1 protein-coding gene is annotated in these 1587 nt (G+C 40.9%); it reads right to left on the reverse strand.

What is annotated here, in order from left to right; translation table 11 throughout:
• Window positions 1–71: 71 nt before the first annotated feature.
• On the reverse strand, window positions 72–1451 hold the full coding sequence (locus LKD71_RS17985) for an IS4 family transposase (protein ID WP_331466531.1): 1380 nt from the start codon (window positions 1449–1451) through the stop codon (window positions 72–74).
• Window positions 1452–1587: the final 136 nt, after the last annotated feature.

Below are 1587 nucleotides of genomic sequence, written 5' to 3' on the forward strand. Positions count from 1 at the left end.
CTAAGACTTCCCATACCTAAAATGGGATTCGTACCTTAAAAATTCAATATTTCAGCTAACAAAATAGTGATTTATGCCGTTGCAATCTCTGGATGAAGTGCATTACGCAGATATTCTGGTAATCTTGCCTCAAAATCAGCAGTAAAAGCAGTCAGTTGTTCGTCACTGAGCTTTAAGATTTCCTGAAGGCTTGCCATTAAGACAGCCATCAGAATAGCAAGCGATCTGCTGAAAGTAATGTCTGCCATTTCATCGACAAGAAAGAAGAACAACTCACCAAGAGTTCTCTGATCTTCATTTTGGCGCTGTTCCATCGCAAGTAACATATATCTGGTAAACACAATGGCCACATGGGCTGTCAGTGCGTCATAAGATAGGCTGTGGCATTCTCCAATCAGGTTCAGCATAGATTTGCAGGTCTTGAAGAAAACTTCAATCTGCCAGCGTTTTCCATAAATACGAATGATCTCTTCTTCGGAAAGAGTCGTATCTGTGCAGATAAAAGCAAGCCACTCCTTGCGATTCGCTTTGTTCCTTACACAAACAATCTTTGCTGGAATCGGATTCTCTTTTCCGACCATAACGTCAACGGAAAGCAGATATTTTGATCTGCCACGACGCTTCTTATTCCGGGAATAAATCTCTTTGATGTTCAGCTGTTCACCACAGTATGAATATTTGATCCGGCTGCTTTTCTTGATCATGGCGATCACATTCATACCTTTTGAGTGAATGTCTGTGACTTGTGCCGGGTTGGAAAACCAGGAATCAAACAGGACATAATCCGCTTTCATTCCTGCAGTGAGGGCAGTGTCCAACAGGGTCATCATTGCTTCCGGCGCTTTTGTCTGAGCAAGCTTGCGTCTTTTTCCTGCAACGGTTCTGTTATCAAAGGTCTTTACCGGACCAATGATATTTGTATCTTTTGCAGATGCCAGCAGACAGCTGTTTACCGGGATCAATGTATTTCCATCGCTCCAGCTTAAAGTAAGCATTCGGAATCCTTTTTTAAAATGCATATCCGTGTGATCAAAAACTTTTGATCCCAGTTCTGTTTTCTTGCAGCTGGTGCGGTTAAAAAGACTGTCATCAATGATGAAGACATTTTTCCTGCTATCATTCGTCAGACCTTTGATGTCATTGTTTACGATATCTGCGGCAAGAAGAGAAGTAAAACGGAGCCAGTTTGTTTTTGCGGAATTAAGGAAACGGTAAAACGTGTTCTTGGAAAACTCTTCCTTAAAAGAGCCAGTCCGTCGCTGCATATACATACTTCTTCCGACAAAAATGTTGCTGAGTTTGTACCGAAGCAGAGAAACGGGAGAAATACCTTTTTCTTTCATCCCATTGCATTTGGCAAGAAGTTTGCCAACATGGTGTTTAGAAAAAAATCTCTGAACACAATCAACTAAGTCTTTCTCATCGGAATGGTTTTGTGGTATACTGGACATGGCATAAATCTCCTTTGTTAAAATGGTTTTTCGACAACTCCATTATACCAAGAGGAACAGATTTATGCCTTTTTTATTGGCTGAAATATTGAATTTTCAAGGTTCAACACACCGATACGGTGTGGGAAGTTTTAGT

Source organism: Fusicatenibacter faecihominis, assembly GCF_020686945.1.
Lineage (GTDB): Bacteria > Bacillota > Clostridia > Lachnospirales > Lachnospiraceae > Limivivens > Limivivens faecihominis.

What these genes read in the sequence shown, in the direction of transcription:
- LKD71_RS17985 (WP_331466531.1), bottom strand. Translation starts at nt 1,451, where the DNA reads ATGTCCAGTATACCACAAAACCATTCCGATGAGAAAGACTTAGTTGAT.